The 25,413-nt window shown below is 61.3% G+C and carries 25 protein-coding genes; 12 read left to right on the top strand and 13 right to left on the bottom strand.

Annotation, left to right across the window (positions count from 1 at the left end; genetic code table 11):
• Positions 1–26: 26 nt before the first annotated feature.
• Positions 27–197, bottom strand: coding sequence for a hypothetical protein (locus tag GWE18_RS08355; protein ID WP_275185296.1), 171 nt, complete (start codon positions 195–197; stop codon positions 27–29).
• Positions 194–727: a GcrA family cell cycle regulator gene (locus GWE18_RS08350; protein WP_275185295.1), complete on the bottom strand. Its 534-nt coding sequence runs from the start codon at positions 725–727 to the stop codon at positions 194–196. The genes GWE18_RS08355 and GWE18_RS08350 overlap by 4 nt, the downstream gene beginning before the upstream one ends.
• A gap of 131 nt (positions 728–858) precedes the next feature.
• Here GWE18_RS08350 and GWE18_RS08345 point away from each other — a divergent pair, with 131 nt between their 5' ends.
• The 3 genes from GWE18_RS08345 (at position 859) to GWE18_RS08335 (ending at position 3,391) form a co-directional block, all read left to right on the top strand.
• On the top strand, positions 859–1,497 hold the full coding sequence (locus tag GWE18_RS08345; protein ID WP_275185584.1) for a S24 family peptidase: 639 nt from the start codon (positions 859–861) through the stop codon (positions 1,495–1,497).
• Positions 1,498–1,668: 171 nt separating this feature from the next.
• Positions 1,669–1,944, top strand: coding sequence for a hypothetical protein (locus tag GWE18_RS08340; RefSeq protein WP_275185294.1), 276 nt, complete (start codon positions 1,669–1,671; stop codon positions 1,942–1,944).
• A gap of 163 nt (positions 1,945–2,107) precedes the next feature.
• On the top strand, positions 2,108–3,391 hold the full coding sequence (locus GWE18_RS08335; RefSeq protein ID WP_275185293.1) for an OpgC domain-containing protein: 1,284 nt from the start codon (positions 2,108–2,110) through the stop codon (positions 3,389–3,391).
• On the opposite strand, the gene GWE18_RS08330 is transcribed toward GWE18_RS08335, so the two are convergent.
• Complete coding sequence (locus tag GWE18_RS08330) at positions 3,283–4,584, bottom strand: glycoside hydrolase family 3 N-terminal domain-containing protein (protein ID WP_275185292.1); 1,302 nt, start codon at positions 4,582–4,584, stop codon at positions 3,283–3,285. The genes GWE18_RS08335 and GWE18_RS08330 overlap by 109 nt on opposite strands.
• Positions 4,585–4,898: 314 nt before the next feature.
• On the opposite strand from GWE18_RS08330, the gene GWE18_RS08325 reads away from it, so the two are divergent.
• Genes GWE18_RS08325 through GWE18_RS08315 form a run of 3 tightly spaced genes read left to right on the top strand, consistent with a single transcriptional unit; the run spans position 4,899 to position 8,717 of the window.
• Positions 4,899–6,389: a DUF4173 domain-containing protein gene (locus GWE18_RS08325; protein WP_275185291.1), complete on the top strand. Its 1,491-nt coding sequence runs from the start codon at positions 4,899–4,901 to the stop codon at positions 6,387–6,389.
• 34 nt (positions 6,390–6,423) lie between these two features.
• Entirely contained in the window at positions 6,424–7,128 is a 705-nt protein-coding gene (locus GWE18_RS08320; RefSeq protein ID WP_275185290.1) for a response regulator transcription factor, read from the top strand.
• Positions 7,128–8,717 (top strand): ATP-binding protein, encoded by a 1,590-nt coding sequence (locus GWE18_RS08315; RefSeq protein ID WP_275185583.1) that lies wholly within the window; start codon positions 7,128–7,130, stop codon positions 8,715–8,717. Before GWE18_RS08320 ends, GWE18_RS08315 begins: the two co-directional genes overlap by 1 nt.
• A 10-nt stretch (positions 8,718–8,727) precedes the next feature.
• Here GWE18_RS08315 and GWE18_RS08310 read toward each other — a convergent pair whose 3' ends face one another.
• From GWE18_RS08310 to GWE18_RS08270, 9 genes are all read right to left on the bottom strand, one after another.
• Positions 8,728–9,960, bottom strand: a complete 1,233-nt coding sequence (locus GWE18_RS08310) for an acetyl-CoA C-acetyltransferase (protein ID WP_275185289.1) — start codon at positions 9,958–9,960, stop codon at positions 8,728–8,730.
• A 161-nt stretch (positions 9,961–10,121) separates the two neighbouring features.
• Positions 10,122–10,985 (bottom strand): CoA ester lyase, encoded by an 864-nt coding sequence (locus tag GWE18_RS08305; protein WP_275185288.1) that lies wholly within the window; start codon positions 10,983–10,985, stop codon positions 10,122–10,124.
• 4 nt (positions 10,986–10,989) lie between these two features.
• Complete coding sequence (locus GWE18_RS08300; RefSeq protein WP_057852944.1) at positions 10,990–11,445, bottom strand: MaoC family dehydratase; 456 nt, start codon at positions 11,443–11,445, stop codon at positions 10,990–10,992.
• Entirely contained in the window at positions 11,445–12,347 is a 903-nt protein-coding gene (locus GWE18_RS08295) for an enoyl-CoA hydratase/isomerase family protein (RefSeq protein WP_275185287.1), read from the bottom strand. Before GWE18_RS08295 ends, GWE18_RS08300 begins: the two co-directional genes overlap by 1 nt.
• A gap of 32 nt (positions 12,348–12,379) precedes the next feature.
• Positions 12,380–13,096: an ABC transporter ATP-binding protein gene (locus GWE18_RS08290; protein ID WP_275185286.1), complete on the bottom strand. Its 717-nt coding sequence runs from the start codon at positions 13,094–13,096 to the stop codon at positions 12,380–12,382.
• The gene (locus GWE18_RS08285) at positions 13,093–13,851 is read right to left on the bottom strand and encodes an ABC transporter ATP-binding protein (protein WP_275185285.1); all 759 of its coding nucleotides are present in this window, start codon (positions 13,849–13,851) and stop codon (positions 13,093–13,095) included. Before GWE18_RS08285 ends, GWE18_RS08290 begins: the two co-directional genes overlap by 4 nt.
• A gap of 126 nt (positions 13,852–13,977) precedes the next feature.
• Positions 13,978–14,994, bottom strand: coding sequence for a branched-chain amino acid ABC transporter permease (locus GWE18_RS08280; protein WP_275185284.1), 1,017 nt, complete (start codon positions 14,992–14,994; stop codon positions 13,978–13,980).
• Complete coding sequence (locus tag GWE18_RS08275; protein WP_342804235.1) at positions 14,991–15,893, bottom strand: branched-chain amino acid ABC transporter permease; 903 nt, start codon at positions 15,891–15,893, stop codon at positions 14,991–14,993. Before GWE18_RS08275 ends, GWE18_RS08280 begins: the two co-directional genes overlap by 4 nt.
• A gap of 99 nt (positions 15,894–15,992) precedes the next feature.
• The gene (locus tag GWE18_RS08270) at positions 15,993–17,252 is read right to left on the bottom strand and encodes an ABC transporter substrate-binding protein (protein WP_275185282.1); all 1,260 of its coding nucleotides are present in this window, start codon (positions 17,250–17,252) and stop codon (positions 15,993–15,995) included.
• Between the two features lie 171 nt (positions 17,253–17,423).
• On the opposite strand from GWE18_RS08270, the gene GWE18_RS08265 reads away from it, so the two are divergent.
• The 5 genes from GWE18_RS08265 (at position 17,424) to GWE18_RS08245 (ending at position 23,418) form a co-directional block, all read left to right on the top strand.
• The gene (locus GWE18_RS08265; protein WP_275185281.1) at positions 17,424–18,920 is read left to right on the top strand and encodes an AMP-binding protein; all 1,497 of its coding nucleotides are present in this window, start codon (positions 17,424–17,426) and stop codon (positions 18,918–18,920) included.
• Positions 18,917–19,573 carry a TetR/AcrR family transcriptional regulator gene (locus tag GWE18_RS08260; RefSeq protein ID WP_275185280.1) on the top strand — a complete coding sequence of 219 codons (657 nt, stop codon included), beginning with the start codon at positions 18,917–18,919 and terminating at the stop codon, positions 19,571–19,573. Before GWE18_RS08265 ends, GWE18_RS08260 begins: the two co-directional genes overlap by 4 nt.
• Positions 19,563–20,336, top strand: a complete 774-nt coding sequence (locus GWE18_RS08255; RefSeq protein ID WP_275185279.1) for an SDR family oxidoreductase — start codon at positions 19,563–19,565, stop codon at positions 20,334–20,336. Before GWE18_RS08260 ends, GWE18_RS08255 begins: the two co-directional genes overlap by 11 nt.
• Before the next feature lie 14 nt (positions 20,337–20,350).
• Positions 20,351–22,261 (top strand): NAD(P)/FAD-dependent oxidoreductase, encoded by a 1,911-nt coding sequence (locus tag GWE18_RS08250; protein WP_275185278.1) that lies wholly within the window; start codon positions 20,351–20,353, stop codon positions 22,259–22,261.
• A gap of 527 nt (positions 22,262–22,788) precedes the next feature.
• On the top strand, positions 22,789–23,418 hold the full coding sequence (locus tag GWE18_RS08245) for a DsbA family protein (RefSeq protein ID WP_275185277.1): 630 nt from the start codon (positions 22,789–22,791) through the stop codon (positions 23,416–23,418).
• 23 nt (positions 23,419–23,441) lie between these two features.
• On the opposite strand, the gene GWE18_RS08240 is transcribed toward GWE18_RS08245, so the two are convergent.
• Positions 23,442–24,452 (bottom strand): glutathione S-transferase family protein, encoded by a 1,011-nt coding sequence (locus GWE18_RS08240; protein WP_275185276.1) that lies wholly within the window; start codon positions 24,450–24,452, stop codon positions 23,442–23,444.
• Between the two features lie 164 nt (positions 24,453–24,616).
• Here GWE18_RS08240 and GWE18_RS08235 point away from each other — a divergent pair, with 164 nt between their 5' ends.
• Positions 24,617–25,411: a class II aldolase/adducin family protein gene (locus GWE18_RS08235; RefSeq protein WP_275185275.1), complete on the top strand. Its 795-nt coding sequence runs from the start codon at positions 24,617–24,619 to the stop codon at positions 25,409–25,411.
• Positions 25,412–25,413 lie beyond the last annotated feature (2 nt).

The following is a 25,413-nucleotide window of genomic DNA, read 5'->3' as shown; positions in this document are numbered from 1 at the left end:
GTAGAATTCGGTTTCGACCAGAAAATCTATTCGATTGATGCGTCCGCGATCTCCTCGCGCAGCAGTTCGGACAGTTCGTCCCGGCGGCCGCAGCCCAACGGCTGAAGTCCGATCAGCGCACGCAGATGAGCGATCCGATGACGGCGCGGCAGCCGTTTCAGCCGCTCGGCCATCCCCGTGATTGCAGCGTTCTTCATGCCACCTCCACCACCCGCAGCGAAACGGTGCTCACCGCACGTTCGGCAGGCACGATCGGATCGCGGCTCAGATGAAAATGCGGCGTGCAATAGCTCGAACCCGGCCGCCGCGGATGACCACAGAAGGTGATGGCCTCGCCCTCTTCATCGCCACCATAGGGATAGCGGCAATCGCCACGCTCAAGCTCGATCAGGGCGAGATGCCGCGGTTCGACCGGGACGCAGCGCAGCTTGACCGGCTTGATCTCCTTGAACACCGGCGCCGGCCAGAGGAGCGCGGGTGCCCTGAAATCGCGGGCTCGAGGCTCTGCGATCTCAGCCAGGTCTGCCGGCTTGGTGGGCATCGACGGCTGCAGGCGATCATCAACCCCCAGTCCCAGGCGCCGCGCGCGCCCGAGCGCTGCACTGCGAGTGTAGAACGTATTGAATCGTGAATTGATCGCTTGCGCGGCCTCCGAATAGCTCATGCCTTTGGCAATAAATTCCCGCAGCGCGTCCGAGTGCTCGGGCGCCCAGTTCGACAGTTCCATTTGTTGTCCTTGCTCTTGTCAACGCCGCCCGACGCCGGACAATCAATTTCTGATATTCCGAAATGAAAAGTCAAGCTTGATTTCGGATAATCGGAACTGCTATGATTCCTGAAATTCGGAAAGGTTTGACCGTGCTGGACATCAGGTTGATCGAGCGGGGCCTGGAAAAGCCGGGCAAGACCAAGGGCGGATTGGCCGCCGCGATGGGCGTTCGCCCTGGCGCCGTCTCCGAAATCCTGTCAGGGATACGCCTGATCAAGGCGTCTGAGATCGCGCCGATCATTGACTATCTCGAATTGAACTCGGTGCCGATCATGGGCCGCGTCGGCGCCGGCGCCTCGATCGAGCCGGAGCACGAGCAGGTGCCGCCGGAAGGCCTCGGCGAGGTCGAACTGCCCTTCCCGATCGCCGAAGAGACTATCGCCTTCGAGGTGTCCGGCGATTCCATGCTGCCGAAATACGAAAATGGCGATATTATCGTGGTCTATCGCGAGCAGCGCCACCCGCTATCGAGCTTCTACGGCGAGGAAGCCGCCGTCCGCCTGAAGACGGGCGAGCGCTATCTGAAGACGATCGAGCGGGGGAAATCTTCGACCTCGGTCAACCTCACGAGCTTCAATGCCAAGCCGATCACCGGTGTAAAGCTGGAATGGATCGGCGAGATTTGCGTCACCCTGCCCCGGGGCCAGATCGAGCGATTGCGCAACAAGGCGGCGGCCCGGGTACGCAAGGCCGCAAGGACGGCGGGCGGTCGCTCGCCGGACAGATAGCAACCGCGGTCGCGATTTCCGAATCGAGCTAACTCTGTCGATGGCCGCAACACTCTCCGCCTGCTCTCGGCACGAATTCTGTTTTTCAGAATTTTTACTTGACTAATTTCCGTTTTTCAGAAATACTGCCATCGTCGATACCGACGCACGGGATAAGGTCAGATCGCCAGCATGCAGTATTTCGTCGTGATGATCGACTACGGCCGCCGCGGTCGCGAGGCCATCGTCGACCCGGAAATCACAAGGCGCGAGGTCATCTCCCGCGTTGCGTCGGGTGAATACAGGAATATCAGCTTCATCCACGAAATCGCAGATTGTTCGGTCGAGGATATCACCACCGAGATTCTCAGCGAGGCGGCCCTGCCCGAGATCGGCGCGACGGGCACCGACCTCCAAGCCAACCATTTCGATCACATTCGCGATCTGCGTAAGCACGAGAGAGCGTGACTCGGTCACACTCCATTCCCTCAAAACATTGTGACTGTCGAGCGGGCTTGAATCGCCGACATCTTGATTAAGTATTATTCACGTAAAGTCTATTCCGGCTGAGCGGACGGTCGCGCTAATGTTGCGATTCGATTCCTCCGACCTGCAAAGTTCTTAACCCGCAATGTATCCGTCAATGAAGGCTGAGCTCGCGGCGCGCGATGGCGACCTCCGACTCTGTCTCCTGCTTGGTGTCGCGGCCTGGTTTCTCTTTCTGGATCACGTCCCGCACAATGCGGTCAGCCTGCTGACCATGCGCAGTTTCGGGTTCAGCGGCGCTACCGACCTGTTCGTGTTTATCGGCGGCTATACGGCCGCGATCCTGTATGGAAGGATGATGCTGGAGCGGGGGTTCGTCGTGACGGCAACCCGTATCTTCAAGCGGCTGTGGCAGCTTTACGCCGCTTATATCGTCCTGTTCGTGATCTATATCGATCTGATCGGATATGTCGCGCGCCAATCCGCCGCGCCCGCACTTATCGGCGAGTTCAACGTCACGGGAATCGTCGACCATACGATCCGGACCCTGATTCACGGCCTGCTGCTTCAGGCCAAGCCGCTGAACCTCGATGTGCTGCAACTGTTCATCGTATTGATGGCGGTCTTCCCGTTCGTTCTGTTCGGCATGATCCGCCGGCCGAATGTCACCATGGCCGGGTCGATTGGACTCTACCTCGCAGCCCGTCAATTCGACTGGAATCTGTCTTCGTTTCCGGATGGACGGTGGCACCTCAATCCGTTCTGTTGGCAACTCCTGTTTATGCTCGGCGCCTGGCTTGCCTTGAGCGGCGCGAATCAAATGCGCGCCCTACATGCGCTTCAGAAGCTCCCGGTTCTGCGCGCCGCGACGTGGCTGTATCTGCTGTTTGCCCTGGTGGTGGCATTGGCAGGGAAATTTCCCCAGGCCGGCCTCCTTCCGGATCTCCTGCGTGGCGTCTTTGTTCCCAACGACAAGGGAAACCTTGCCCCTCACCAGGTGCTTCACTTTCTCGCGCTGGCTTTTCTGTTTAGCTACATGGTGCCGCGCGACTGGTCCGGATTCCGATGGCAGATGTTGCAGCCGATCATCACATGTGGGCGGGAGTGGCTATCGGTGTTTTGCGCCGGGGTATTTCTCTCGTTTGCCGGACACCTTGTCCTGATCACGAGCCCGGATTTGCTCGCCATGCATGTCCTCGTCAGCTTTGCCGGGATTTTGATCATGACGGGCGTGGCCTACTACGTGTCGTGGTCCAAACGACAAGATCACAAGCCGGCATTCCGGACCCAGGCGACGACGGGGCTACCTGCACCCGCCCCTCAATCTGCGGGGAATACCCCTTTCAACCGCGCCTCACTCGCGCCCAGCATGCCGGCGTCGAGCCTTCCCTCGGCCGACGCCGCCACCGCGCAGGTAAAAATGCGATAGAACTGCGACCCGTCAAAGGCGACCAGCAGCAGGTCGACACCGGCGTTGAGCGCCTCGACCACCGCCGTACAGACGTTGCGCTGGTAGATCGCCCCCATCACGAGGTCGTCGGTCATGACGACGCCCTGATAGTTCCATTTCTTGCGGATGATGCCGTCGACGACCCGTTTGGAATGCGACGCGGCGCGCTCCGGATCAACTGAGGTCAGCGTCACATGCCCGATCATCAGTTGCGCTTTCGAGCCGGCCAGCACCTTCCTGAAAGGTATCCAGTCCGACGCTTCGAGTTCGTCCACGGGCGTATCCAGATCGGCGCTGAAATGATGGGTATCGGTTCGTACGCGTCCGAGCCCTGGAAAATGCTTGACCGTCGCGCCGACACCTGACGCTTCCAGCCCGTTTACGTAGGCCCGCGCGATATCGGCGACGACAGTCGGATCATCTGAAATCGCGCGTCGGCCGATCAGCGTGTTGAAGTCGAATCGGTTGCGCTTCAGCTCGGGCCGCAAATCCAGCACCGGCGCAAGGTTCACGTTGACGCCGAGCGCCGCCAGCTCCTGCCCGTGAATACGCCCGAACGCCTCCGCTTTCTCGGCGCGAACATCCGGCGCCAGGCTCGCAAGCGTCGATAGCGCCGGCAGCTTGGTCAAGGGCGGCGCCAGATGCGATACGATGCCGCCTTCCTGGTCGGCCGCAACGATCAGAGGCGGCAGACTAGCAACGCGCCGCTTTTCCTGCAGCGCCGCAATCTCTTCCCCTAGACGCGCCACCGACGATCCCACGACATTGTGCTTGGTGATGTAGATGCCGAAGATCAGGCCCTTCTCGGCAAGAACAGCCACCTCGGGGAATGACGAGTATCCAACAATAAAATGCCGTCCAAGGCTTCGCGCCTGCGAGGCGTCAGTTTGCAAAACACGTTGCTTGCGCCATTCAAACGAAGCATGCGCGCCGAGCATCGATAGCGATGGCAGGCACCACAGAAGAATGAGCGCCCTTCCCGCAATACCCCTCCTCCAAAAGCCACCGCCAATGAGGATGACGACAATAACGACGCTCGCGGCAACCAGAACAATGTTTCCCGGCCCGCGCAGCGAAATCAGATAAGGATCGTTCTTGTTGGCTGCAGCAAAAACGAAGACGGCCCAGGCGAGCCAGACCAGGATGAGGCCAATGCGTTTGAGAATTTGCATGAAAATGGGATGGGGCTTGCGAGAGGAGGTCGAACGTCAGAATTGCCCGTATCAAAGCAGAATTTCCCGTATCAAACTTGCCTCGCCGATGCGAGCGCATAACCGCGCTTGCACGGAAACTGCATAAAAATCCTGAACTCCTGCTGACGGCGTTCCAAGCAAATGCACAACGGCGTCGGATAGTTCGTCGCGCAAACAGTGGCGATCATCGAATGCCTATTCCCACAAGACTAGCGAACGACGGGTGGTGGCTGTGTGAGCGCCCCGCGACGGCGCTGATTTGCAATTTTCCTCTCCAAACGGGCATCGCAAGCATGACCGATTTCGCTACGCCGGCATCCGATGCAGGCTCCGCTCAGGCGAGTCCGCTTCCCGTCAAACCCGCGATTGCCGTCGCGCTGGCGGCGTTGGCCGACTGGCTGTTCTACGGCCACCAGATCGGAATTTCCGCAGTCGCCTTTGCGCTCGCACTGGTTGTCGGCTCGCTCGCTGCCAATTTCGCAAGATTGAACAGAAGCCGGATGCTGCCGGCAGGCGCGCTATTGCTAGCCGGACTCGTACCTGTCGTCGAGGAATTCAACGCAGCTTCTCTGGCCTTCATGGCCTTTGGGCTCGGCGTTGGTCTGCTGCTGACGACCAATACTCAACAGAACAGCCTCAGCGAGCGGGCAGCGGCGTTATGCGATCTCTTTCTGGTCGGTCCGTTCAGATTTTTTTGGGACACCATCGGCGTGTTCAATCTGCCGATCTTGAAGACCGGCTTCACCGTCTGGTTGATTCCCGTGGTTCTCGGCGGCATTTTTGTTTCTCTGCTGGTCTCGGCAAATCCATTGCTCGAGAAGTGGGTTCGCCTGATGAACCCCGGCAATGTCGGCTCCTATCTGAGTCCAGGACGAATACTGTTTTGGACCGTTGCGCTGTCAATCATATGGCCCTTCATTCATGTCTGGTGGCGCAGCAAGGTTCGGTTCTCGTCCGGTTTCGCCGAAATGGCTGCTGCGGACCGGAAGCCGCGATCGGATACCGTCGAGTTTTTTGGTGTTGCGACGATCCTGCGTTCGCTGGTCCTGTTCAATTTGCTGTTCGCCGTTCAGACCACCCTCGATGCGATCTATCTCTGGGGCAACGCGACCTTGCCCGCCGATATCGGCTACGCTTCATATGCGCATCGGGGCGCCTATCCCCTCATTGTCACGGCGCTATTGGCGGCAGGTTTCGTCCTGGCCGCCATGAGGCCAGGTGGCCCGGCCGAACAATCGAGGGTGATCCGGCCGCTGGTTTATCTGTGGGTGGCGCAAAATGTCCTGCTGGTGATGTCGTCGATCCTGCGCCTCGATCTCTATGTTCAAATCTACCTGCTGACCTGGTGGCGCGTCGCGGCTTTTATCTGGATGCTATTGGTCGCGTTGGGGCTCGTGCTCATTGTCGCCCGCATCGTCCTGAACCGCTCGAATGATTGGCTGATCCGCGCCAATCTCATCACCCTGACGGCAGCGCTCTACATCTGCTCGCTGATCAATTTTGCCGCCATCATAGCTGACTACAACGTCAGCCATAGCCGCGAAGCCACCGGCAAGGGAGTATGGATCGACATGAACTATCTGTTTTCCCTGGGACCGCAGGCATTGCCGGCCATCGACCGGGCCATAGCCCTTCGCGGGTTCGATCCCACCCTTGTTTCCCGCCGTGGTTGCCTTGTAGAACAGCAGGTGAAAGAGACGGCTTCCTGGCGCTCCTGGGGTTTTCGGAACTGGCGCCTCCAGCGCGCCCTGGACGCCCAACCGAAGAGTTCGACCACAGGCTAGTTCGACCGCAGGCCGATTGAGCCGGGAGAGACGTTTGACGCACCGCATTCTCATCGTTGACGACGAACTGCATATACGCGAGGTCATCCGTGTTGCACTGAAGAAGGCCGGAATGACCGTCTTCGAGGCGCGCGACGGCAAGGAAGCGTTGACCCGTTTTGCCGCCGACAAGCCGGATCTGATGATTCTGGATATCGGCATGCCGGAATTCGACGGCCTGGACGTCTGCCGGGAAATTAGAAAATCCTCGGACGTTCCGATCCTTTTTCTCTCCGCGCGCGACGATGAGATCGATCGCGTCCTGGGCCTGGAGATCGGCGGTGACGATTATGTCACCAAGCCCTTCAGCCCGCGCGAACTCGTAGCAAGGGTGAACGTCATCCTGCGCCGCATGGCTTCGCGCGGGGAGGATGCAAGGGCCCCAACGGCGGCGCTTTCGCAAGGCAAGCTGTCGGTTGATCCAGGACAGCATATCGCCGACTTCGCGGGCACGCCGCTGCGCCTGACCGCCATCGAGTTCGGTATCCTCAGGGCATTTCTGACACGGCCAACGCTCGTCTTCAGCCGCGAGCAGATCATGAGCGCCGCCTATCAGCTCAACATCCAGGTATCGGATCGCACCATCGACAGCCACATCCGCAATATCCGCGCCAAGCTGTCCGCCGTGAACTGTGACAACGTCATCGAAACCATTCACGGCGTGGGCTTCAAGCTCGGGCGTTGCGAGCCGCAAGCATGATACCGCGCGCACCAGATAAATGGCGACCGTCGTTGGGACTGGTCATTTTCGCCGTGCTCGCCTCGGTGGCGACGCTGCCCTTGGTCGGACTGTTCTTCTTCCGCCTCTACGACAACCAGCTCATCCATCAAACCCAGGCCGAGCTGATCGCCCAAAGCCGCGTGCTGGCGGCGGTATATGCGCGCGAGGTGGAAGCCCGACTCGCTGCCGGCATCGCGCTCGGCGCGGAAATTCCCCCCGGGACCCGCCCCGACCGGGAAGACCAGCTAACGCCGATCCGGCCTGCCCTCGATCTGGCCGCCGGCGCCGATCTGCTCCGCCGGCGGCCAAATGCCCTTCCGGCAAACGCGCCTGCGTCGTCAGCCTATATCGAGATCGGAGCGCGGCTGATGCCGATCATCCTGGAAACGCAGAAGGTCACGCTCGCCGGCTTCCGTATCCTCGATGCCCGCGGCGTCGTGATCGCCGGTCGTGACGAGGTCGGTCAATCTCTCGCCCATATCGAGGAAGTCGCCACCGCGCTACAGGGACAATACCGGGCAGCCCTGCGAATTCGCAAACCCGACAAGCCTCCGCCGCCGATCTACTCGATCAGCCGCGGCGTCGGCGTGCACGTGTTTTCAGCGATGCCCGTCATCGTCAACAACCGCGTGGCGGGTGTCATCTATACGTCGAGAACGCCGAGCAACATCTTCGATCATTTCTATCAGGAGCGCCGCAAGTTCATTCTGGCGGGACTTACGGTCGTCTTGGCGACGATCGCTATCGGCCTGATCTTCTCCCGAACCATCACCCGCCCGATGCGCGAACTGGTTGACCGCGCGGCGCGCATCAGCCGCGGTGATCGCGACGCATTTCGGCCGCTCGCCCATTACGGCACGCGCGAGTTCGCCCAGTTGTCGCACAGCTTCCTCGACATGGCCGAACAATTGGCGCGGCGGTCGGACTACATCGCGACGTTTTCGGCTCACCTCACCCATGAACTGAAGTCGCCCCTGACCTCAATCAAGGGTGCCGCTGAACTGCTGCTGGATTCGTTGCAAAGCAAGTCCGACAACCTCACCCGGATGGAACAGAAGAACTTCATATCGAACATTCTGGGCGACACCGGGCGCCTGGAGGCCATGACCCAGCGGCTACGCGAACTGGCCCGCGCTGAAACCGCGCCGCAGAACGAGCACACCGAACTGTCGCACGTGATCGGCGGACTAAAGAGCCGGTTTCCGACACGCGCAATCGATGCAACCGGCTGCCTGGAACGCTCGATCGGCATGTCCAGTGAAAAAGCCTTGATCGTGTTGTCGCATCTGACCGATAACGCCATCCGCCACAACGCGAAGAACGTGCGGCTCGAAGCCGTCGCGGAAGAAGCTTCCGTCAGGATGACCGTCAGCAATGACGGCGACCCGATATCCGAGCCGAACCGGGAGAAGATCTTCGATGCCTTCTTCACCACCCGCCGCGACACCGGCGGCACAGGAATGGGACTTTCCATCGTCCGGGCCGTCATGACCAGCCATGGCGGATCGATCCGGCTGGTGCCGTCCAGCGAAGGCGTTACGTTCGAGTTGCAGTTTTCGGCTGCCTAAGGCCCTGCCGTCAAACGCGCTCGATGATAACGGCCGGCGCCATACCGCCGGCAGCGCACATCGTTACCAGACCACGCTTGAGATCGCGCCGTTCCAGTTCGTCCAGAATCGTGCCAATCAGGATCGATCCGGTCGCACCGATGGGATGGCCGAGCGCGATCGAGCCGCCATTGACGTTGACCTTCTCGCGATCGAGCTTGAGGTCACGGATGAATTTTTCGGCGACGACCGCAAACGCCTCGTTGATCTCGAACAGGTCGATATCGTCGAGCGTGAGGCCTGCCTTGGCCAGTACCTTGCGGGCAGCCGGCACCGGCGCGTTCAGCATCAGCGTCGGGGAGTCACCCATATTCGCCATCGCGACGACGCGGGCGCGCGGCTTCAGGCCATGGGCTTTTGCGTAACTCGGCGACGCCAGCAGAATGGCCGCCGAGCCGTCGACGACACCGGAAGAATTGCCGGCGTGATGCACAAAGTTGATGTCGAGGTCAGGATATTTGTCCAGGATGAGCTTGCGATAGGTCGTCCCCTTTTCGTCGAGCGCATAATCGGCAATCGCTGGAAACGCCGGCTTCAAGCCGGCCAGCCCTTCAAGCGTGGTTTGCGGCCGCGGGTACTCCTCGCGGTCGAGCGCGAGGCTGCCGTCTTCGCGGTAGACCGGCACAAGGCTCTTGTCGAAATGGCCGCCCTTGATGGCGGCTGCCGCGCGCTTCTGGCTTTCGAGGCCAAGCTCATCGACATCCTGCCGCGTGATGCCTTCCAGCGTCGCCACCGCGTCGGCGCAGACACCCTGATGCGATTGCGGATGCCGCGCGCGCAGACGAAGATTGCCGTTATCCATCATGAACGGCCCCTCGCCGCGACGGCCTTCCATCGACATCATCTCGGTGCCGCCGGCGATCACGAGATCCTCCGAGCCCGACATGATCGAGCTGGCCGCCATGTTGACGCTGGTGATGCCGGACCCGCAGAACCGGTCCAGGGTGACCGCGCTGGCGCGCACGTCATAGCCGGCATCGAGCGCCGACATCCGCCCGAGATCGCCACTCTGCTGCCCGCGTTGCGAACTGGTGCCCCAGATGATGTCGTCGACATCGGCGGTATTGATGCCGGTACGATCGGCCAGCGCACGCAACACCGTCGCGCCGAGCTGCTGCGGATGGATGCCCGACAGGGCGCCCTTGCCGGCCTTGCCGATGCCCCGCGGCGTCCTGCATGCGTCGATGATCAGCGCGTCAACCATGGTGTTTTCCTCACGTATGTCGATCGGCTGCATTTGCCGCCGATCGTGTTACACTGTCAATTCGATCAAGGCCGATTGTTGCCTGGAGGAGCGCAGCGAAGTCCGGAGGGCGGATTTCGGATTGATCCCGGATTTCGCTGCGCTCCATCCGTGCTACTTGATCACGACTGCCGTCCTCGCAGCGCCAGAATCTTCTCCGCAGCGCGCAGATGCGGCTTGTCGATCATCTTGCCGTCGATCTTCACAACGCCGGAAGTCGGATTCTCGTTGAACGCCTGCACGATCTTCTCCGACCAGGCAATTTCCTCATCCGTCGGCATGAAGGCGGCATTGACGACGTCGACATGCTTGGGATGGATGACGGCCTTGGCGAGGAAACCATCCTGCCGCGCGGCAATGGACTCCTCCCGCAGGGCGTCGAGATCGTTGATATCCGTCGCAATGGTGTCGATGGCTACAACGCCGGCCGCCGCCGCGCTGATCAGGCAGAGATCGCGCGCCAGCAGGAACGGCCCATGGAAGCGGCCTCCCGTTCGGTTTCGCGACGCGCCGAGCGATGCCGCTAGATCCTCGGCGCCCCACATCATGCCCCATAGCCGCGGGCTCATGTTTTCGAAGTCGAGCAGCTTCAGGACTGCCCTCGCCGTCTCCGTCGCCACCGTCACTATTCGCGTCGATTCCTGCTCAATCCCGGCGGCTGCCTCGAAGGCATCGAGATAGAGCGAGAGGCGATTGACGTCGGCAGCGCCGGCGCATTTCGGCAGCACGATGCCGTCAGGCCGGCCCGGCATGACGGCCGCTAGGTCGCCAAGCGTCATGTCCGTGTCGAACGCATTGACGCGGACATATATTTTCTGGCTCGGATTGCGGGCGTCGAGCATCTCGCGCACCGTTCGCCGCGCACCGACCTTTTCCTCCGGCGCAATCGAATCCTCGAGATCGAGGATCAGCGCGTCAGCCGCGGTCTTCTTGGCGCTCTCGAACTTGCGCAGGCTGTCGCCGGGAACGAACAGGAACGATCGCATCGGCCTACGCCTTCGGTTTGCAATGCATCAGGCCGGTGCGGCGGCAGCTTGCCACCACCTCGCCGCGCTGATTGGTCATGGTGTGCTCGAACTCCACGATACCCTGGTTCGGTCGCGATTTGCTTTCACGCTTGGAGATGATCTTGGTGTGCGCCTTGAGCGTATCGCCGTGAAACACCGGCTTTGGAAACTTGACGTCAGTCATGCCGAGGTTGCCGATCGTGGTGCCGAGCGTCGTATCGTAGACGCTCATGCCGATCATGATGCCGAGCGTATAGAGGCTGTTGAACAGCCGCTGGCCGAATTCGGTGCTTTCGGCAAAATGCGCATCGATATGCAGCGGTTGCGGATTCATGGTCAGCAGGCTGAACAGCGTGTTGTCCATTTCGGTCACGGTCCTTGAGAACTCATGATGAAATTCGCGGCCGACCTCGAATTCCTCGAAATACAATCCAGCCATCAGCGTCCCCTGTAGTTCGGCGTGCGCTTCTCAACGAACGCATTCAAGCCTTCCTGACAGTCCTCGGTCGTCGCGACAAGCGCAAAGCTTTCGGCGGCGTTTTCGACCGAGCGGCGGAAGTCGGCGTCGACCGCCCGCATGAAGGCATCGCGCCCGATCTTCATGACGATCGGCGATTTGGCGGCGAGCTTGCGCGCGATCTCCCGCGCGCGCTCCAGCGCGGCTCCCTTCGGCACCACTTCGCTGAGCAGACCCATGCGAAAGACCGTCGCGGCATCGAAGGGCTCGCCCAGAAACAGCGGTCCGAAAGCCTGGTGCTTGCCGACCAGTCGCGGCAGTTGCACGAAGTGAATGGCCGGGATCAGGCCCACATCGATCTCGGGATAGCCGAAGGTACAGGCGTCGCCCGCGATGATCATGTCGCAGGAGATCGCAATCGTCATGCCACCGGCCCGCACCGCCCCATCTATGGCGGCGATAGTCGGCTTGCCCATGCGATACTGGGTATCGTTGAGCGCGAAATACAGCCGCTCCAGGAATTTCTTGGTCTCGATACCGGGCTTGCCGCGGACGATATCCAGATCGAGCCCGGCGCAAAACACCTTGTGCGCGCTGCCGATGATGATGGCGCGCACCGCTTCGTCATCCCGCGCCTTCGAAAGCGCCGCCAGCAGCGCATCGATCAGGTCCATGCTGAGCGCATTGACCGGGGGACGATCGAGCATGATCTCGGCAATATCGCCTGTGACGGAATAACGAACGATATCCCCACTCAATGCCCTGTCTCCCTTGGCCTGACGCACCGCGCCGGCCTTGACCAGACCGTCGATGGCGCCACGCTCGAAACCCGCTTCGAGCAGCACATCATAACTGTCCTCGCCTATATCAGGTGCAGGGCGCAAGTCACCCTTCTGAGAAGGTCGCCGGCCGAAAGCTACAGCGCGAGGTAGCGCTGACGAATGTTATCGTTGGTTTTCAGTTCTTCGATCCCGGATGTGTAGACGATCTGGCCCTTGTCGATAACCGTCGCGTGGCTCGCAAGGCCAAGGCAAAAATGCATGTTCTGCTCGGCGATCAGCACCGTCGCCCCGGTGCCGCGGAGCTGCCGCAGCAGTTCTCCGATCCGCTGCACGATGATCGGCGCCAGCCCTTCGCTCGGCTCGTCCAGCAGCAGTAGCGCCGGATTGCCCATCAGCGTGCGGGCAATCGCCAGCATCTGCTGCTCGCCGCCCGACAACCGGCCCGCAATCCGGTAGCGCAGCGGCTCCAGCAGCGGAAACACGTCATAGATGCGCCGGATCGACCATTCGTCCTCGCCGTTGGGCCCCTTCTTGGCGCCGATAGCCAGATTGTCCTCGACCGTGTGCTCCGGAAAGATCTGGCGATCCTCCGGCACGAAGCCGAGACCGGCGCGCGCGATGTGATGCGGCTTCAGCCCGGACACTACCTTGCCGCGTAAAGTGACCCTGCCCCGATGCGCGGGGGCAAGTCCCATGATCGCCTTCATGGTGGTCGACTTGCCGGCCCCGTTGCGGCCAAGCAGCGCCATGGTCTCCCCCTGCCGCACCGACAGGCCAACGCCAAACAATATCTGGCTGGTGCCGTAATAGACGTCGAGATCCTCGACCTGCACGACCGGCTGTGCACTCATATCGCGGCTCCGGCGTGATGCTCACTGCCGAGATAGGCCTCGATAACGGCCTCATTCCGGCGGATCGCTTCCGGCGTGCCGGTTGCGAGAATGCGGCCGTAGCAGAGCACGACGATCTCGGGTGCGATTTTGAACACGATATCCATGTCGTGCTCGATGAACACTACCGTGATCTTCTGCTTCTCCCAGAGCTCCCTCACCTTGTCGATCATCCGCCACCGCTCCTCGGTGCCCATGCCGGCGGTCGGCTCGTCGAGCAGCAGCACCTTGGGATCGAGCACCAGCGCCAGCGCGATATCTAGCAGCTTCTGGTCGCCATGCGACAACGTCGCCGCGACGCGGTTCCGTTTGCTCACCAGCCCCAGCAATTCCATCGCATGCTCGGCGCGGTCGCGCGTCTCGGCCAGCGGAAAGCGCCGGTGCAGCACGCTGGCGCGGCGCTGATCGGCGCATACCGCAGCAAGCATCGTCTCATGCACCGTCAGCGATGGGAAAATGCTGGCCACCTGGAATGCCCGGCCGATGCCATAGCGCACGATCTCGGGCGGCGTCCGACCGGCCAAATCCACGCCGTTGAGCAGGATCTGGCCGGAATCCGGCTTCAGCGCGCCGGTAATCAGATTGAAGAACGTGCTCTTGCCGGCGCCATTGGGTCCGATCACGGCGGTGAGCGATCCGTCGGCAAAATCGAGCGTGACATTGTCGGTCGCCTTGACGCCGCCGAACGATTTGGAAAGGGAGCGTATCTCCAGCATGGCTAGCCGCGCTCCCTCACATCGTCATTCCGGGATGGTCCGCAAGGACCAGACCCGGAATCTCGAAATTCCGGGTTCGCGCTACGCGCGCCCCGGAATGACAATGAATGGTTCTTCCGGTCATGGCTACTCCACGGGGCCATTGCGGCGTTGCGTGTACCATTCAACGACAAAATCCATCAGGCCCTTTCGCAGGCCGATGGCGAAGAACAGGATCACGATACCAAGCACGATGCCGTAGTACTCGGTCAGCCGCGTCACGGTGTCGTTGAGGATCAACAGCAGCACTGTGCCGACCATCGGTCCGAGGAATGTCGTGACACCGCCGAGCATGTTGATGAAGATGCCCTCGCCCGAGATCGTCCAGTAGGCGAATTCGGGATAAGCGCCCGATACGAACAGGGCCATGATGATGCCGCCGGTCGAGGCGAACAACGCCGCCAGCACGAAGATCGTGAGTTTTGCGCGCCAGACATCGATGCCGACGAAGCTGGCGCGATTAGCGTTGTCGCGGATCATCCGCAAGGTATAGCCGAACGGCGATTGCGCGATCTGGCGCATCAAAAGAAGCCCGATCACCAGCAGCGCGCAACTCGCGATGTAGAGATGCACATGGTTCGACAGATCGATGCCGAAGAAGGCCGGGCGCGGAATGCCGCCGCGCAGACCCTGGTCGCCGCCGGTCAGCGACACCCAGGACAATATCGTGCTGTGGATCAGCATCTGGAACGCCAGCGTCACGAAGGCGAAATAGATTTCCTTCAGCCGCACGCAGATCGCGCCGATCACGGCAGCGATGATGGTGGTGATGACGAGCGTTGCGACAAAGGCAACCGGGACCGGGACGCCAGTGCGCTGCATAATCAGGCCAAATCCGTAAGCGCCGAGGCCGAAGAACATGCCATGGCCGAACGAAACCAGGCCCGTATAACCCACCAGCAGGTTGAGCGAGGTCGCGAACAGGCCGAACGCCGAGCAACGTATGACAAAATCGAGCAGTGCCTTGCTGCCGGTGAGCATCGGCAGGATCGCCAGCACGGCAAAGGCCGCCAACGCGATCAATACGTCGAAATAGCGCGAGCGCTGCAATCCGGCTTCGGGCTGTGGCACCGCGGCAGCCTGCTCGGCCTGCAGCTCGGTCATGCGACCTCCTTGCCGAACAGGCCGCTCGGTCGCGATACCAGCACGATCACCATGAACAGATACATCAGCCCTTCCGTGAACAAGGGAAAGCCGAGCGATCCGAACGAGCGGATCATGCCGATTAGCAGCGCACCGATCAGCGCCCCCAGGATCGAGCCCATGCCGCCGATCACGGTGACGATGAAGGATTCGATCAGCACGGAAAATCCCATGCCCGGCGTCAGCGAACGCACGGGCGCGGCAAGCGCTCCGGCAAGCCCCGCCAGCATGCCGCCGAGGGCGAATACCCCGCCATAGATAAGCCCTGTGTTGATGCCGAGTGCAGACACCATGCCCGGATTGTGCGCGGCTGCCCGGATCACCTTGCCGATCCTGGTGCGGGCAAGGCCGAGCCCGAGGATCACCGCGGCCGCCAGCGCGACGCCGATCAGCAGCAGATAATACGGCGGCACCACGCCGCCGGCGATGAACAGCGGCGCCACCTGAAACGCCGCCGGCATCCCCATCGACTTGAACTCCGGGCCCCAGATCATTCGCACCACATCGTCGAAGATCAGCACGAAGGCGTAACAGACGAGCAGTTGCATCAGCACGTCGGCACCGTAGACGCGGCTCATGAACACGCGCTCGAAGATCAGGCCGAGGATAGCCGTCCCCGCCGCGCCGCACAGCATCGCGAGCGCAAAACTGCCCGAGAACTGATAGGCCGTCATCGCGAAATAGGCGCCGAACATGTAGAAAGCGCCGTGGCTGAAGTTGACGACCTTGAGCACGCCAAAAATCAGCGTCAGCCCGACGGCGACGAGAAACAGCAACATGCCGATGATGAAGCCGCTGGTGGTTTGCGTCACCAGACAGGCGGAACTGGCGAGACAGCCGGTAAGCGCGTCGAGGTCCAAGGGAAGCATCCATTGCGGCATGCCGAAGCGAGCAGCACGCGAGAAACATTCCGCAACGAAACGGAGGCGGCTTGCGTCGCCTCCGTTATCGCCGGTCGATCAGGTGTAGCCCTTGCTCTTCTTCCACTCGGCTTCGAGCTCGAAGATCGTCTTCCAGTCGCCCGCCTGAACCTGCGGCACATACGGTTCCTGCGGGATCGTCGTCCCCCAGCCGATCGCATAGCCGACCAGGGTCTGGTCTTCCGCACGCATGGTAACGGTGCCGTCTGCGCCGAATGGCGACTTGATCTTCAGGCCGCGCAGCGCCTCCGCGATCTTCTTGCCGTCGGCTGAGTTCGCCTTCTTGGAGGCTTCCGCGAGCAGCATGATCGCGGTGGCATTTTCCCATGACCAGTTGGTGGGATACTCGTTGTATTTCGCCTTGTAGGCGTCGCCCCACGCGGCATTCTCCGGGGTTGCCGGATAGGTCTTGATGTAGCGGTTGCCGGAGTGGATGCCCTTCGGCAGGTTCTTCACGACCGTCAGCGCAGTGTAGTCGGCCATGTTGACCGCAAACACCTCCATCTGGCTGAACAGCGCATAGATGTTGGCCTGGTCGATATAGGATGTGAGATCGCCGCCCCACAGGCAGGAATATAGCGCCTGCGGCTTGGCCTGCAGGATTTTCGTCACCACCTCGGTGTAATCAGGCTGGAACAGCTTTGGCCAGGATTCGCTGATGATTTCAATGTCGGGCGCGAAGCGCTTCAGGTACGTCACGTATTCGCCGGTGGTGTCGCGGCCGTAGGCGTAATCGGGCGAACAGGTGGCCCATTTCTTCAGCCCTTTGGCCTTGGCGATCGCCGCTGCGTAGCTGCCGCCGACGATCGAGTCATGCACGCCCTGGCGCGCGGTGCGGAATGCGTTGGGGATGTGCTGCTTGGGATCGGCGGTCAGTGCCGAGGTTTCCGAGTTGGTGTGAAGGCAGAGCACGCCGAGATCGCGCGCTACCTCATGCACCGCGAACGCGCCTGACGATGCTTCTGCGTCAATCAGGATTTCGCATCCATCGGTATTGACGAGCTCGCGCGCGACGCGGGCGGCCTCCTGCGGCTGCCCCTTGGAATCGCGGATCACCATCTCGATCTGCCGTCCAGCCAGACCGCCGGCGGCATTGACCTTTTCGATCTCCAGCATCACCCCGTTGCGCGAGGAGGTTCCGAGCTGCGCCACGCGCCCGGAAAGGATGGTCGGCATGCCGACCTTGATGGTCTTGGCTTGCGCGCGCGCCACCCAAGGTGCCGCGAATGTTACGGCACCGGCGCCCATCATCGCCAACGTCGCACGTCGGCTCACGCCCGGTTTGCGGGTTCTCGTCATTGCTTCCTCCCTACGGGGTTGGCGTTCCCAAAATCCCAGCCGGAGATCGTGTCGTCTCCGTATGGCCCAAGAATTTCAGAGCAAAGGGGGTGACGTCAAGCGAAAGATGAATTACGAGTCAGAATTCATAAAACGGGAAAGGGCGGAGGAATTCGCCCTTTTGAACGGGAAATGATCAACCTTTCGAGCTTCATCGCGTTTCACGCCAGGCGGACGCCGGACCGCTGTGCGCTGAAATACCGCGGCGAAGACATCTCCTATGCCCAATTCGACGACCGTATCCGCCGGGTCGGCGGATGGCTCGTCTCGCGCGGGATCGGTCCCGGCGACGTCGTCGCGGTGTTGATGAAGAACAGCACGGCATTTCTCGAACTGGTGTTTGCGGCGAGCCACATCGGCGCGGTGTTTTTACCAATCAACTATCGCCTGTCCGCTGACGAAGTCGGCTACATCGTCGGCAATTCCGGCGCACGCATCCTGATTGCGGACGAAGAACTCGCCGGTGTCGCCGCTGGCGGCGCGCCGGTGGTCCTCCTCAACGCATCAGCGCAATCCAGTGTCTCCCTTCTCGCGCCCGATATCGCACCTGCCCCGATGCATGTCAGGCAACCGCGCGACTTGATGCGGCTGATGTACACATCAGGCACGACCGACCGCCCCAAGGGCGTGATGCTCACTTACGAGAACCTGTACTGGAAATCGGCCGATCAGACCCTGGCACTGGGATTGAACGCGGAAACGCGATTGCTGGTGGTCGGCCCGCTCTACCACGTCGGCGCGCTCGACCTGCCGGGGATTGCCGCGCTCTGGCATGGCGGCCTGCTTTCCATCCACCGCGATTTCGAGCCCGAGCAGGCGCTCGCCGCCATCGAGGCGGAGAAGCTCAACGCCGCATGGTTCGCGCCCGTCATGACGACCGCGATCCTCACCTGCCCCACCCGCGACCGCTATGATGTCTCCAGCCTGCGCTGGGCGATCGGCGGCGGTGAGAAAACCCCTGAAGTGCGCATTCGCGCCTTCTCCGATTATTTCAAGAACGCCCGCTACATCGACGCCTATGGGCTGACCGAGACCTGCGGCGGCGACACCTTCATGGAAGCCGGCCGCGAGATCGAAAAGATCGGTTCTACCGGCCGCGCCATCGCCCATGTCGAGATCGAAATCCGCGACGATGCAGGCCGTCGACTGCCACCCGGCGAGAACGGCGAGATCTGCATGCGCGGGCCAAAGGTCTCGCAAGGCTACTGGAAGGATCCCGAAAAGACCGCCGCCGCATTCTTCGGCGACTGGTTCCGCACTGGCGACGTCGGCTATCTCGATGAAGACGGCTTTCTCTATCTGACCGACCGCAAGAAGGACATGATCATTTCCGGCGGCGAGAACATCGCCTCCTCCGAGGTGGAACGCGTCATCTACGAACTGCCGCAGGTGCGCGAGGTTGCCGTCATAGGCATGCCCGACGAGCGCTGGGGCGAAAAGCCGGTCGCCGTCGTGGTGCTGGGAGACGGCGCCACGCTGGAATTGTCCGCTGTTGCCGAGCACTGCCGCGCGCGCCTCGCCAACTTCAAGGTGCCGAAGCAACTCATCATCCGCGACAGCCTGCCGCGCAACCCTTCCGGAAAAGTCCTAAAGCGCGTGCTGCGCGCCGAATTGGAATCCCACGCATGACGCAATCTCCGCAAACCGCATCGGGCAAAGGGACAAAACTCAACCGCGTCGAGCGCAACGCCTGGACCAAGCGCAAGATATTTGACGCCGCCACCAAGGTCGTCGGCAAGTATGGTTACGCCGAGGCTTCCGTCGCCCGCATCACCGAGCAAGCCGGCGTCGCCCAGGGCACGTTCTACAATCATTTCGAAAACCGCCAGGAACTGCTCGACCAGTTGCTGCCGAAGATCGGCATCGACATGGTTCATTTCATCCGCGAGCGCACCGGGAACGCGCAGGCGGCCAGGCAGGAGATCGAACGGTTCAGCGCCTTCTTCGACTTCATCCGCGAGGTGCCGGAATTTTTGCGCATCCTCAACGAAGCCGAACATTTCGCACCGGTCGGCTACCAGAAGCATCTTGATAATATCGCGACCGCTTACGTCCGTATCCTCCAGCGCGCGCGTCAAGCCGGCGCGATCGTCGATTATAGCGACGAGGAGTTCGAAGCCATCGTTCACATGCTGATGGGCGCGCGCGGTTATCTGAGCCGTCGCTACTCCTACGTTGGCGGCAATGTCACGGCGGCGCCCGAGCACGTCATTTCCGCCTATCGAAAGCTGGTCACACGCGGCCTGTTCACACCGGATGAAGGCAATAGCAATGACCGCTGAGGGTATCGTCCTCGTCACCGGTGGCAGCCGCGGCATTGGCGCCGCAACCGCCACGCTCTTGGCCGAACAAGGCCGGCGCGTGGTTGTCACTGACATCGCGCCGGAGCCGCTGGCGGGGACGCAAGTCATCCTCTGGCCAGCCCCATTCGACGTCGCGAACGAAAGCGCCGTCGTCAGCGGCATCGCCGATATCGAGGCCGCGCATGGTCCGATAGTAGGCCTCGTCAACGCCGCGGGAGTCTTCGGCAAGATGCACCGAATCGAGCGCGTGCGGATGGATCAATGGGACCGTGAGGTCAATATCGACCTGCGCGGCACGTTTCTGGTCGCCCGCGGCGCCGGCGTGAAGATGGCCGAGCGCCGTCACGGCGCGATCGTCAACGTCGCCTCCGTTGCCGGCATGACGTCGGGCCCGATCCATGCCTATACGGCGGCGAAGGCCGGCGTCATTCAGATCACGCAGACGCTAGCCGCCGAATGGGGCCGCAGCGGCGTTCGCGTCAACGCGGTCTCGCCCGGCTTCACGCGCACCGTGGCGCTGGAAGCCGGCATCGCTTCGGGGGCGCTGAACCAGAAATGGCTGGAAAGCCCGACCGCGATGAACCGGCTGGTCGAGCCGATCGAGGTCGCGCAGGCAATTGCGTGGCTGCTTTCGCCGATGAGCAGCGCCGTCACCGGAATCAACCTGCCCGTCGATGCCGGCTATATCGCCGGCACCACCTGGGCCGCCTATGGCGGCTTGCCGGAGGCGCCAGGCGCGTAAACGAGGGAACCAGCATGAATATCGAGCTACCGCGCAAGAAACTCGATCTGTCGTCGGCGATTGCCGAGGGCGATATCCGCGTGCTGCTGATGGTGCTGGTCCATATGACCGGCGATGAACGCTGGCTGGAGCCGCCCTACAAGCCGAAGCGCGACGTACGCCTGATTCCGAATCCGCACGCTGGTGTCCCTCCGGAGATCCAGGCCGAGATCCGCGCCGCGGTGCTGAAGCTGTTCGCGAGCGGCGAACCGAAGCCGGTCGTCACCGACCCCGGCAACGAGCTGATGCTGAAGATGATGCGCACGACGCTTGGCGAGCACGTTGCGCCGGAATATGCGCCGCTGATGCGCGAGGAAATGGGCTTTATTCCCCGGGAGGCGCGCTGGACCAAGCCGCCGTCGAACGAGAAGCTGGCGCAGCAGCATGTATTGATCGTCGGCGCGGGCGTCTGCGCCATCGCACTGGGCGTCGCGCTTGGCCGGCTCGGCATTCCCTACACCATCGTCGAGAAGAACGACGAGCTCGGCGGCACCTGGTATGTCAATCGCTATCCCGGCTGCGGCGTCGATACACCGAACCATTCGTACTCGTTCTCGTTCGGCCGGCGTAATCCGTGGACACGCTATTTCGCCCAGCGCCAGGAATTGCTCGACTATCTCAAGAAAGTCGCGCTCGAACACGACATTCGAAAGCATCTCCGCCTCAACACGGAACTGACGTCGTCGCGCTGGGACGAGAGCAAGCGGCGCTGGATCTCAACGTTGAAGACCGCCAATGGCGAGGAGATATTTGAATCGACTACGTTGGTCAGCGCTATCGGCCAGCTTAACGACCCGCACCCGGCACACTTCAAGGGCGAGGAAGATTTCAACGGCCTGACGCTGCACTCCGCTTTGTGGTCCGACGACGTCAAGATCGACGGCAAGCACGTTGCCGTCATCGGCACCGGCGCGACCGCCATGCAACTGGTGCCGTCGATCGCGGACCGTGTCGCCTCGGTCACCGTCTATCAGCGGACCGCGCAATGGGCGCGTCCGGTTGCAGGCTATTGCGATCCCATCACCGAGGGCGCGCAATGGCTGCTCGCGCACCTGCCGTTCTATGTGCAGTGGTATCGCTTCAACATGTTCTGGCGCTACGGCGACGGCCTGTTGCCGTTTCTGCGCAAGGATCCCGACTGGCCGCACCCCGAGCGCGCCGTCAACAAGGGCAATGACCGGCATCGTGAGGAACTGACGGATTTCATCCTGTCCGAATTGAGGGATCGTCCCGACCTGATCGAGAAATGCGTGCCGACCTATCCGCCCTATGGCAAGCGCATCCTGCTCGATAACAACTGGTTTAAGACGCTGACGAAGCCGAATGTCGAACTGGTCACCGACAAGATCGACCATTTCGCACGCGACGGCATCGTCGCCGACGACGGCAAGCTGCGGCCTGCGGAAATCGTCGTTATCTCGACCGGCTTCAAGGTCACGGAAATGGCCGCTCGCCTCAACATCACGGGACGCGACGGCAAGAACCTGAAGACGGCCTGGGCCAACGACAACCCGACCGCCTACCTTGGCCTCACCGTGCCGGACTTTCCGAATCTTTTCGTGATGCTCGGCCCCAATTCAGGTCCCGCGCATGGCGGCAGCGTGATCTTCCAGTCGGAATGCCAGAGCCGCTATATCTCGGCCTGTCTCGTCGAGATGATCGAGCAAGACATCGCCGCGATCGATGTTCGCGCCGAGGCGCACGATCAGTACATCAGACAAGTTGATGCCGAGCATGAGCAGTTGATCTGGACTCACCCCGGCATGACCACCTACTACCGCAACAGCAAGGGTCGGGTGTTTTCGGCGATGCCATGGCGGTTTGTGGATTACTGGGCAATGACGCACGACCCCGACCTACGGGACTACCGCCAGACAAAACTCTGACAACTGTTCCCGGGAACCGGTCGCGCGAGTTGACTTTGGGATGGCTTGACACCGGCCGGCATCTGCCGCAGCATTTCGGTGCTGCACCTGTTGAAGTCACGGAGCGGGTGGCTCCTCACTCTAGCAGGCATTGGCGCCCCGGTTAGATGATCGAGACGACACGCAGCGGGAGCGGACACAAGTCCGTTGGGCCAACTCTTGGAGAGGAGCATGACGCCACCGGATCAGACCGGTGACCTTGCTCAGCGCAAGGTCCGGGTGCGTTCGAGGTCATAAGCAGCTGCCAGCCTCATCGCGCCTTCTACAATCCGAACATATCCGCAGGACTGGAGCGCCAAGGCCACGCGCTGCGGATCCTGAGATCTACTGGTGTCTACCAGAAATCCTTCGCCTATAACGAAGATGTAGGGCCCCGCGATGCTTTCATGCACCGGGGCCCATTCGTTTTTGCAATATCAAAACCGCGCCGCATGGTTCCATGCTCTATTCGGATCGCAGATACTGATCCGATCGAGCAAGGACACGCCATGGAAAAGCCGCGCGTACGAATCTACACCGATTACAAGAGCCCTTACGCCTTTGTCGCCAACAAACGGCTGTTTGAGCTCGAGCAAACTTTTGGCGTCGAACTGGAATGGCTGCCTTACACGTTGCGCATTCCTGAATTCATGGGAACGGTGGAGAAGCGCACGCCGCATTTCTGGCGCAAGGTGCGCTACGCCTATATGGACGCGCGTCGCTTCGCCAACGCGCAAGGCCTCACCATGAAAGGGCCGCGGCGCATCTACGACGCTTTTTATTCCAGCTCCGGCATGCTGTTCGCGCAGCGCCACGGCCTGTTTCGCCCCTATCACGATACGGTATTCCGGCGCTTCTGGAGTCACGATCTCGAAATCGACGAGCTTTCGGCAATCTCGGACGTGATCGCCTCGATTGGTGGCTCAGCAGAAGAATTCGAAGCCTACGTCCACGGTCCGGCGCGGGCGGAGCACGACCGCATCATCGATGAAGCGGAAGCGCTCGGCGTGTTCGGCGTGCCGACCATGGTCTTCAACGGCGAATTGTTCTGGGGCGGCGATCGCATCGACATGTTGATCGAGCGCATCAGAAACCCGGAATCGATCGCGATGGCGCTGGGCAGCCGCCACCGGATGTGACGTCACGGGCCTCGCGGTTCAAGCTAGCCGCTCGCCAAATGCTGCCAGCATCCGGTGCGCTCCAGCACCGGCCGCAACGCCGCCCTGCTCTCCGTATCCAGCGCTGCAAACTTGCCGCGAAGCTGCTGTAGGCACTTCACCTGATATTTGAATGGAGCCAGCGCATAAGGCAGGCCCCAAACATTCATCTCCAACCGTTCAACGCCCTTGGTAAAGGCTTCGGCGTTGGCGACTAGGAACGGCAGATAGAGTTCGCCTGATATCTTCAACAACGCCTCGACCATGCCGCCGAGCGCTTGTTCGCGTGGATACCACTGCCCTTCTACCCCCGATGCATCATCCAGCCGCCGCACCCAATGATCGGTGAACGGCGCTTTCGCGCGGATGATCCGCATCGGCGTCGGGTCGGTCGCCATCTCGCTGAGCTGGCCGAACCAGGCGAAATCGGCGAGCGACGGCCGGCTGCCGAACAGATAATTGCTCATGCCGACATGCGGCTCGAACGCGGCCAGTATCCGCAAGTAGCTCTCTTCCAGGAGAGGCTTATTTTCCTCCGTCGCGCCAAGAATGACCATGCGCGAAATCTGCCGCTGCCGGAATTGCTCGATTTCCTCCGCGCTGCCGGTTTCGGCCTCCGACACCGACCATTCCTCGCCGGCCCAGCGCGAGACATAGGCCTGATCTTCTGGATCCCACCAGCGATAGAGAAACAGCGGCTTCACCGCCCATTCGTCGGCGAGGTCTTCCAAGAGATCGCAGATAAACGCGACCGCCTTGTCATCGGGAATAACGGAGCGTTCCTTGTGGCGGCTCTCCAGATCGTAAGCCAGCGCCGTAGTCTCGCCGCGGTAGCTACCGTCGGGATATTGCAGCACCGGGATCAGGTTGGGCCGCAAATGCTCGGTCGCCTTGCGCATCGCCTTGGTCATGATGACCCAGTCGAACGGAATTCTTCGGTATCGCAGCAAGGCGCGAAGCTTGATCGCATAGGGCGATGCCGTCGAGCCGATCAACCGGTAGCGTCCTTCGGTCATGACATTCACCTCCTTCGCTGCCTCAGCGTATTCGAATTTCAGCCGACAGACCTGCAATAACGTTTGCAGTGCTCGCCTTGTAGCAGAGCAAATTTTCCAGTTATCCTGACACAAATGACCGGCAACGCGTCCGGCGCGATAATTCCTCCCCGCGGAGAAACGCCATGAATCCTCCCGTCAGTTCACCCGCCGTCAAGGTTGTGAAATCGGTCCGCGAACAGGTGAGCGCGGAAGAATGGCAGGCACGGGTCGATCTCGCGGCCTGCTACCGCCTCACCGCGATGTACGGCATGACCGAGATGATCGCCAACCACATCTCGTGCCGGGTGCCGGGGAGAACCGACCAGTTCCTGATCAACCCCTACGGGATGCTCTACGAGGAAATCGACGCGTCCAGCCTGATCAAGGTCGACGTCGAGGGCAACACGCTGTTCAACGCCTCCGGCTATGACGTCAACGTCGCCGGCTTCGTAATTCACAGCGCCATCCACATGGCCAAGCACGACGTGGACTGCGTGGCGCATACGCACACGCCGGCCGGCATGGCGGTCTCGGCGATGGAGTGCGGGCTGTTGCCGCTGGCGCAGACCTCGATGCGGTTTCTCCACATCGCCTATCACGATTTCGAAGGCATCGCCGACAATGTCGACGAGCGCGAGCGGCTGGTGAGAGACCTCGGCGACAATGAAGCCATGATCCTCCGCAATCACGGCCTGCTCGTCGTCGGCCGTACCGTGCCTGCTGCTTTCAATGTCCTGTTCCGGCTTGAGCGCGCGTGCCAGGTGCAAGTCATGGCACTATCCTGCAACACGAAACTGATCTACCCGCCGAAAGCGATCCTCGAAGACACCTATGAACGGATGCTGCCGAAGCCCGGCCGGGGCGCCCGTAACGGCGACCTCGCCTGGCCGGCGCTGCTGCGCAAGCTCGACCGGACTGATCCGTCTTATCGAGATTGATT

Origin of the sequence: Bradyrhizobium sp. CSA112 (genome assembly GCF_029051645.1) — a bacterium.
GTDB lineage: Bacteria > Pseudomonadota > Alphaproteobacteria > Rhizobiales > Xanthobacteraceae > Bradyrhizobium.
The sequence above is the reverse complement of the archived record's forward strand: the minus strand, read 5'-3'. Positions and strand labels throughout refer to the sequence as shown.

What these genes read in the sequence shown, in the direction of transcription:
- GWE18_RS08355 (WP_275185296.1), bottom strand. Translation starts at nt 197, where the DNA reads ATGAAGAACGCTGCAATCACGGGGATGGCCGAGCGGCTGAAACGGCTG.
- GWE18_RS08350 (WP_275185295.1), bottom strand. Translation starts at nt 727, where the DNA reads ATGGAACTGTCGAACTGGGCGCCCGAGCACTCGGACGCGCTGCGGGAA.
- GWE18_RS08340 (WP_275185294.1), top strand. Translation starts at nt 1,669, where the DNA reads ATGCAGTATTTCGTCGTGATGATCGACTACGGCCGCCGCGGTCGCGAG.
- GWE18_RS08335 (WP_275185293.1), top strand. Translation starts at nt 2,108, where the DNA reads ATGTATCCGTCAATGAAGGCTGAGCTCGCGGCGCGCGATGGCGACCTC.
- GWE18_RS08330 (WP_275185292.1), bottom strand. Translation starts at nt 4,584, where the DNA reads ATGCAAATTCTCAAACGCATTGGCCTCATCCTGGTCTGGCTCGCCTGG.
- GWE18_RS08325 (WP_275185291.1), top strand. Translation starts at nt 4,899, where the DNA reads ATGACCGATTTCGCTACGCCGGCATCCGATGCAGGCTCCGCTCAGGCG.
- GWE18_RS08310 (WP_275185289.1), bottom strand. Translation starts at nt 9,960, where the DNA reads ATGGTTGACGCGCTGATCATCGACGCATGCAGGACGCCGCGGGGCATC.
- GWE18_RS08305 (WP_275185288.1), bottom strand. Translation starts at nt 10,985, where the DNA reads ATGCGATCGTTCCTGTTCGTTCCCGGCGACAGCCTGCGCAAGTTCGAG.
- GWE18_RS08300 (WP_057852944.1), bottom strand. Translation starts at nt 11,445, where the DNA reads ATGGCTGGATTGTATTTCGAGGAATTCGAGGTCGGCCGCGAATTTCAT.
- GWE18_RS08290 (WP_275185286.1), bottom strand. Translation starts at nt 13,096, where the DNA reads ATGAGTGCACAGCCGGTCGTGCAGGTCGAGGATCTCGACGTCTATTAC.
- GWE18_RS08285 (WP_275185285.1), bottom strand. Translation starts at nt 13,851, where the DNA reads ATGCTGGAGATACGCTCCCTTTCCAAATCGTTCGGCGGCGTCAAGGCG.
- GWE18_RS08280 (WP_275185284.1), bottom strand. Translation starts at nt 14,994, where the DNA reads ATGACCGAGCTGCAGGCCGAGCAGGCTGCCGCGGTGCCACAGCCCGAA.
- GWE18_RS08270 (WP_275185282.1), bottom strand. Translation starts at nt 17,252, where the DNA reads ATGACGAGAACCCGCAAACCGGGCGTGAGCCGACGTGCGACGTTGGCG.
- GWE18_RS08265 (WP_275185281.1), top strand. Translation starts at nt 17,424, where the DNA reads ATGATCAACCTTTCGAGCTTCATCGCGTTTCACGCCAGGCGGACGCCG.
- GWE18_RS08260 (WP_275185280.1), top strand. Translation starts at nt 18,917, where the DNA reads ATGACGCAATCTCCGCAAACCGCATCGGGCAAAGGGACAAAACTCAAC.
- GWE18_RS08255 (WP_275185279.1), top strand. Translation starts at nt 19,563, where the DNA reads ATGACCGCTGAGGGTATCGTCCTCGTCACCGGTGGCAGCCGCGGCATT.
- GWE18_RS08250 (WP_275185278.1), top strand. Translation starts at nt 20,351, where the DNA reads ATGAATATCGAGCTACCGCGCAAGAAACTCGATCTGTCGTCGGCGATT.
- GWE18_RS08245 (WP_275185277.1), top strand. Translation starts at nt 22,789, where the DNA reads ATGGAAAAGCCGCGCGTACGAATCTACACCGATTACAAGAGCCCTTAC.
- GWE18_RS08240 (WP_275185276.1), bottom strand. Translation starts at nt 24,452, where the DNA reads ATGACCGAAGGACGCTACCGGTTGATCGGCTCGACGGCATCGCCCTAT.
- GWE18_RS08235 (WP_275185275.1), top strand. Translation starts at nt 24,617, where the DNA reads ATGAATCCTCCCGTCAGTTCACCCGCCGTCAAGGTTGTGAAATCGGTC.